Genomic DNA, 6,960 nt, shown 5'->3' with positions numbered 1-6,960 from the left:
ACCCTCCCCACCACCGCCCCGCTCACCGTCGACGACGACTTCTTCCACCACGGCGGCCACTCCCTCCTCGGAGCCCGCCTCACCAACCACATCGCCGGCGCCCTCGACGTGCGCCTCACCGTGCGCGACATCTTCCGGCACCCGACGCCGGCCGGGCTCGCCGCACACATCGCATCCCTCAAGGCCGCCCCGGCGCGGAAGGCCCGACCCGCCCTCCGCCGCCGTACCGAGACAGATCGGATCAGCTCATGAGCAACGACGCCACGACCTCCCCGACGCCCGCGCCCGAGGACGTCGTCTGGGACCTCCCCGGAGACGCGCCGCACCGCCTGTCGCTGCTGGTGCTCCCGCACGCGGGCGGAAACGCCCACGCCTACAGCGTCTGGCGCGACCACCTGCCCGCCGACGTGCGGCTGCTGATCGGGCAGTACCCGGGCCGCGGCGCCCGCTACTGCGAGGACCTGCCGGCATCGGTCGACGACCTCGCGCTGCCCGTCGTCGACGCCCTGCCCGCCGACACCGGCGCCCTGGTGGTCCTCGGACACAGCATGGGCTCCCTGGTCGCCTTCGAGGTGACCCGCGCGCTCCAGGCCGCCGGCCGCACCCCGCGCGGACTGATCGCCTCCGCCTGCCGCGCCCCCGTGCTGCCCAACCAGGCGCCGGTGCACCCGGAGCGGCTCGACGACGACGCTCTGGTCGCCGCCATCAAGGAGCGCGGCGGCACCGACGACGGCATCCTGGACGACCCCGAGCTCCGCGAGATCGTCCTGCCGTCCATCCGCGCCGACTTCGCCATCGACGACGCCTACCGCTGCACCGCCCCGGGCGTGCGACTCGACTGCCCCGTCAGGGTGTTCGGCGGCGACGCCGACCCGATCGTCCCGGTGGGCATGCTCGGCGGCTGGACCCAGGTGGCCGGACACGCGACCGAGCCCGAGGTCCTGCCCGGCGACCACTTCTACTTCCAGCAGGACCTGCCCGGCTTCTTCGCCCGGTTGAACCCGGTTCTCGAAGCCCTCCACGGGACCGCGGCCACCGCCGCCTGACCTCTCCCACTCCCCGCACATCCACGGAAGACACGGAAGACGAGGAATCCACGATGACCACCTTCGCACCGAACCCGGCCACCGCGGGCATCACCGTCGTGCACGAGCCCGGCAAGCCCGCGCTCGTCCAGGTGCCGCGCTTCGCCGGCATGGCGGAGGCCACCGCCTGGCTGACCGGTCAGCGGTCCGCGATCCAGGCCGAACTGCACCGCTCCGGCGCCCTGATGCTGCGCGGCCTGCCCGTCACCGACGCGGCGACCTTCGCCGAGGCCCGGGACGCGCTCGTCACCGAGCGCGCCGGCTACAAGGAGAAGGCCACCCCGCGCACCGACTTCGGGGAGGGCGTGTTCTCCTCCACCGACCTGCCGGCCGCCCAGCCGATCCGGCTGCACAACGAGAACAGCTACACCCTCGACTTCCCCGGCGTGCTGCTCTTCGGCTGCATCACCGCGCCGGAGACCGGCGGCGCCACCACCACCGGTGACATGCGCAAGGCGCTGGCCCTGCTCCCGCAGGACCTCGTGGACCGGTTCGCCGAGGCGGGCTGGCTCCTGGTGCGCAACTACTCCGACCTGGCCGGCATGCCGTGGCGCAAGGCGTTCTCCTCCGACGACCCCGCGGGCGCCGAGGAGTACTGCGACGCCCATGCCATCGGCTACGAGTGGCTCGACGAGGACACCCTGCGCACCCGCCAGCTGCGCTCCGCGATCATCACCCACCCGGTCACCGGCGAGCGGGCCTGGTTCAACCACTTCGCCTTCTGGAACGCCCGCAGCCTCGACGAGGACGTGCGCGAGGTCCTGACGGAGACCTTCGGCGCCGACGGCCTGCCCTTCGACACCCGCCTCGGCGACGGCACCGCCCTCACCGACGCCGAGGTCGACGCCATCAACGACGCCTACCAGGCCGTCACCGTCCGCGAGACCTGGCAGGCGGGCGACCTGATGCTCGTCGACAACATCCTCTGCGCCCACGGCCGCGAGTCGTTCGGCGGGGACCGCAAGATCCTCGTCGCCATGGGCGAGCCGGTGCCGCTGTCCGACTGCTCCCCGACCACCGCMCCCTCCGCCGACCCGTACGGAATGTGAGCCCCGACATGACCGCCGTTCTCCCCGAGCGCTCCGCCGCACCGGCCGCCGGCTGCCGCACCACGACCGGCGACGCCCCCGCCGCCGCGACCACCGACGCCGCCTGCCTGGACGCCTGCACGTGCGACGCGTGCGCCGCCCACACGCCGGACGCCTGCACCTGTGCCGCGTGCGCCGCCGGCACCGGCGCCGCGGACCTGCTGGCCCGCCTGGCGACCGTTCCCGGCGCCCGCACCGCCGTCGTCGCCGGCGACCGCCGCCTCACCTTCGACGAGCTGCGCACCGAGGCGGCCGCCGTCGCCGCCCGGCTCGCCGCACTCGGCGCCGGCCCCGAGAGCGTCGTCGCGCTCGGCCTGCCGCGCGGCGCCGGGCTCGTCACCGCGATCCTCGGCACGCTCACCGCGGGCGCCGCCTATCTGCCGGTCGACCCGGCACTGCCCGCCGAGCGCCGCCGCCACCTGGTCGAGGACTCCGGCGCCGACCTCGTCGTCGTGGCCGACGCGACCACCGCCCCGGCCGACGGCACCCCCAGCGTCACCCTCGCCGAACTGACCGCCCCCACAGGCGCCCCGGCCGTCTTCGCCCCGGCACCGGTCACCGCCGACACCCTCGCCTACGTCATCTACACCTCCGGCTCCACCGGGCGCCCCAAGGGCGTGGAGATCGGCCGGGGCGCCGTCTCGCTGCTGCTGCGCGAGCTGGAGCAGACCGGCGCCGCCGGCGGCGAGGCCCGCCGGGTCGGCTGGAACGCCTCGCCCTCCTTCGACGCCTCCGTGCAGCAGTGGGTCCGCCTCTGCCGCGGCGACACCCTCGTCATGATCGACGAGGAGACCCGCCGCGACCCCGCGCTGATGGCCGCCCTCGTCGACGAACAGGCCCTGACCGACCTGGACATCACCCCCTCGCACGCCGACCCGCTGCTCGACCTGCTCACCTCCGGCGGCGGCCCCCGCCCGCTGACCCTGCTCGTCGGCGGCGAGGCGATCAGCCCCTCGCTGTGGGACCGCCTGGCCGCCGCCCACCGCTCCGGACTGCTGCGCGCCGTCAACGTCTACGGGCCGACCGAGTGCACCGTCGACGCCACCGCCGGCTGGATCGACGAGCCCGGCGAGCCGCACATCGGTGCCGTCCTGCCCGGCCTGCGCATGCGGCTCCTCGACGAGCACCTCGCCCCGGTCGGGCCGGGGGAGAGCGGCGAGCTCTACCTCGCGGGTCCGCGCGTGGGCCGCGGCTACCGGGGCAGGCCCGCGCTGACCGCCGAGCGCTTCGTCCCGGACCCGGCCGGCCCCGAGGGAGCCCGGATGTACCGCACCGGCGACCGCTGCCGGCTGCTGCCCGGCGGACGCCTCGCCTACCTGGGCCGCGCCGACGGCCAGGTCAAACTCCGCGGGCACCGGATCGAACTCCCCGAGATCGAGGCGGCGCTGCTGCGGACCGAAGGGGTCCGGGAGGCGGCCGTCGTCCTCGGCGAGGACGCCTCGGGCACCGCGTGCCTGATCGCCCACCACCGCGGCGGCGACGCCGCCGCCCTGCGCGCCGCCCTCACCGAGACCCTGCCGGCCTACATGGTGCCGTCCGCGTTCGTCGCCGTGGAGCGCTTCGCCACCACACCGAGCGGCAAGCTCGACCGGTCAGCGCTCGCCACGCTCGTCGCCGCCCGGGAGCCCGCCGTCGCGCCCGCCGAGGGAGCATTGAACGGCCCGGCGGAGGAGCTGATCGCCCGCGTCTGGACCCAGGTCCTCGGCGCCGCGTCCATCGGCCCCGACGACAACTTCTTCAAGCTGGGCGGCCACTCGCTGCTCGCCATCAAGCTGGTCTCCCGGGTGCGTGCCGAGCTCTCCGTGACCCTGCCGGTCAAGGCCGTCTACGCCAACCCCCGTCTGCGCGACCTCGCGGCCCGTATCGAGGAGCTGACGGCCGCGCAGGATGCCTGACCGCAGGCCGCGCCGGCGGCGCGGCCCCCGTCACCGGCTCACCCACCCGCCTCCGCCCTTCCCGAGGAGCAGCAACCGTGATCCCCCTGTCCTACGCGCAGCGCCGGCTGTGGTTCCTGACCCGGCTGGAGGGCCCGTCCTCCGCCTACAACGCCCCCGTGGTGATCCGGCTGGCGTCCCGCCCGGACGCCGGGGCCCTGCGGGCGGCGGTACGGGACGTCATGCGGCGGCACGAGGTGCTCCGCACGGTCTACCCGGCCGCTGACGACGGGGAGCCGTACCAGCGGATCGAGACGGACCCGGAACCGCTCTTCGAAACGCAGGAGTGCGCCGCGGGCGACGACCTGACGGCGCGGGTGACCGCCTTCGCCCGTCTGCCGATCGACATCACCACCGAACTGCCGCTGCGCGCGCGGCTGTTCACCGCTGACGACGGGACGTCGGCACTGGTGCTGTCCGTCCACCACATCGCCACCGACGGCTGGTCGGTCGGCCTGCTCCTGGCCGACCTGGACACCGCCTACCGGGCCCGCGCCGAGGGCCGTGCCCCCGGCTGGGAGCCGCTGCCCGTCCAGTACGCGGACTACGCCCTCTGGCAGCGGGACATGCTCGGCGACCCCGGGGATCCCGAGAGCCTCGCGCACGACCAGCTCACCCACTGGCGCGCGGCGCTGGACGGCATCGCGGCCGAGACCCGGCTGCCCGCCGACCGGCCCCGGCCGGCGGAGCCGGGCAACCGGGGGGCGGTGGTGTCGGCGGACCTCGACGCCGGGGTCCACCGGGCGCTGCTGGCGGTGGCGCGGGAGCGGCGGGTGACGTTCTTCATGGTGGTGCGGGCGGCGCTGGCGCTCGCGCTGCGCGCGGCGGGGGCGGGGGAGGACCAGGTCGTCGGCACCCCGGTGGCCGGCCGGCCCGAGGAGGACCTCCACGATCTGGTGGGCTTCTTCGTGAACACCCTCGCCCTGCGCACCGATCTGTCGGGCGATCCGACGCTGGCCGGACTGCTCGACCGGGTGCGCGACGCCGACCTCGCCGCCTTCGCCCACGAGGACCTGCCCTTCGACCTGCTCGTCGAGGACCTCAACCCCGCACGCACCTACGGACGGCACCCCTTCTTCCAGGTCATGGTCAGCACGGGGGCCGCGCAGGACACCGCCGTCCGCCTCGGCGCCGTCGCCGGAGAACTCGACGACGCCGACCTCGCCACGGCCAAGTTCGACCTCAGCTTCTCCTGCCAGGAACGGGCCACGGCCACCGGTGACCCCGGCGGACTGACCCTCGGACTCCAGTACGCCACCGACCTGTACGACGAGGAGACCGCGCACCTGCTCCTCGGGCTGTTCGGGCGGGGGCTCACCGCCCTCGCCACACAGCCGGAGTCCACCCGGATCGACACGCTCGACCTCCCCTCCGACACGGAGCGGGAGGCCCTGGAAGGGCGCCACCGCGCCCTCGACGCGGTGCGGCGCCGCGACACCGGCGCCGCACCGGAGCCCGCACCCGCCTGGGGGGCCAAGGCCGGCGCCACCGACCCGAGGGAGGAGATCCTGCGCGGCCTGTTCGCGGAGGCACTGCACCGGGACGACGTCCGCGGCGAGGACAACTTCTTCAAGCTGGGCGGCCATTCGCTGCTCGCCGGCAAGCTGACCAACCGGATCCGGGGCGCGCTCGGCCTGCGGGCCACCATCCGCGACGTGTTCCTCGCCCCGACACCGCACCGCCTGATCCAGCGGCTGGACGCGCAGGACGCGGACCACGACCGCCCCGCGCTGCGGCCCGTGCCGGCCGCGCTGCGCCCCGAACGGATCCCGCTCTCCGCCGCACAGCGCCGGCTGTGGTTCCAGACCCGGCTGGAGGGGGCGTCCGCGGCGTACAACGCGCCGGTGGTGCTCCGGCTCGACGCGCTCCCCGACCCCGCCGTCCTGGAAACGGCCCTGCGGGACGTCATGGAACGGCACGAGGTGCTCCGCACCGTCTACCCGGCGCCGGACGGCGAACCCCGCCAGCACGTCGTCGCCGACCCCCGCGTGAGGGTCGAACGGGCCACCTGCGCACCCGGTGAGGTGACGGGGCTCGTCACCGCCTTCGCCCGTCTGCCGATCGACATCACCACCGAACTGCCGCTGCGCGCAAAGCTGTTCACCACTGACGACGGGACGTCGGCACTGGTGCTGTCCGTCCACCACATCGCCACCGACGGCTGGTCGGTCGGCCTGCTCCTGGCCGACCTGGACACCGCCTACCGGGCCCGTGCCGAGGGCGGCGCACCCGGCTGGGAGCCGCTGCCCGTCCAGTACGCGGACTACGCCCTCTGGCAGCACGACCTCCTCGGCGACACCCACCGCATCGCCCGGGACCAGCTCACCCACTGGCGCGCGGCGCTGGACGGCATTCCGGCCGAGACCCGGCTGCCCGCCGACCGGCCCCGGCCGGCGGAGCCGGGCAACCGGGGGGCGGTGGTGTCGGCGGACCTCGACGCCGGGGTCCACCGGGCGCTGCTGGCGGTGTCCTGGGCGGTCTGGGTGCTGACCGTGACCTGGAAGATGGGGTGCCGTCCGTAGGTGCACCGGGCGCTGCTGGCGGTGTCCTGGGCGGTCTGGGTGCTGACCGTGACCTGGAAGATGGGGTGCCGTCCGTAGGTGCGTGCGGGGTTGAGGGGTAGGCGGTGTCCAGGTCGGCCAGGAGCAGGCCGACCGACCAGCCGTCGGTGGCGATGTGGTGGACGGACAGCACCAGTGCCGACGTCCCGTCGTCAGTGGTGAACAGCTTTGCGCGCAGCGGCAGTTCGGTGGTGATGTCGATCGGCAGCACCAGTGCCGACGTCCCGTCGTCAGTGGTGAACAGCTTTGCGCGCAGCGGCAGTTCGGTGGTGATGTCGATCGGCAGACGGGC

At 74.7% G+C, this 6,960-nt stretch carries 5 protein-coding genes and 1 pseudogene; 5 read left to right on the top strand and 1 reads right to left on the bottom strand.

The window, feature by feature from the left end; genetic code table 11:
• The 5 genes from EAO77_RS31705 to EAO77_RS31685 form a co-directional block, all read left to right on the top strand.
• The coding region (locus EAO77_RS31705) for an acyl carrier protein (RefSeq protein ID WP_147991773.1) at nucleotides 1-252 on the top strand (252 nt) is incomplete at its 5' end.
• Nucleotides 249-1,046 (top strand): thioesterase II family protein, encoded by a 798-nt coding sequence (locus EAO77_RS31700; protein WP_147991772.1) that lies wholly within the window; start codon nucleotides 249-251, stop codon nucleotides 1,044-1,046. The genes EAO77_RS31705 and EAO77_RS31700, both read left to right, overlap by 4 nt.
• 53 nt (nucleotides 1,047-1,099) lie before the next feature.
• A complete protein-coding gene (locus EAO77_RS31695) occupies nucleotides 1,100-2,134 on the top strand; it encodes a TauD/TfdA family dioxygenase (RefSeq protein ID WP_147991771.1) in 1,035 nt (344 codons plus the stop codon).
• Between the two features lie 8 nt (nucleotides 2,135-2,142).
• On the top strand, nucleotides 2,143-4,068 hold the full coding sequence (locus EAO77_RS31690; RefSeq protein ID WP_147991770.1) for a non-ribosomal peptide synthetase: 1,926 nt from the start codon (nucleotides 2,143-2,145) through the stop codon (nucleotides 4,066-4,068).
• A 77-nt stretch (nucleotides 4,069-4,145) separates the two neighbouring features.
• The gene (locus tag EAO77_RS31685; RefSeq protein WP_147991769.1) at nucleotides 4,146-6,629 is read left to right on the top strand and encodes a condensation domain-containing protein; all 2,484 of its coding nucleotides are present in this window, start codon (nucleotides 4,146-4,148) and stop codon (nucleotides 6,627-6,629) included.
• 154 nt (nucleotides 6,630-6,783) lie between these two features.
• On the opposite strand, the pseudogene EAO77_RS40595 reads toward EAO77_RS31685, so the two are convergent.
• Nucleotides 6,784-6,879: pseudogene (locus EAO77_RS40595) on the bottom strand (hypothetical protein); the annotation flags it as partial.
• Nucleotides 6,880-6,960 lie beyond the last annotated feature (81 nt).

This window comes from Streptomyces sp. T39, from assembly GCF_008042045.1.
GTDB lineage: Bacteria > Actinomycetota > Actinomycetes > Streptomycetales > Streptomycetaceae > Streptomyces.
The sequence above is the reverse complement of the archived record's forward strand: the minus strand, read 5'-3'. Positions and strand labels throughout refer to the sequence as shown.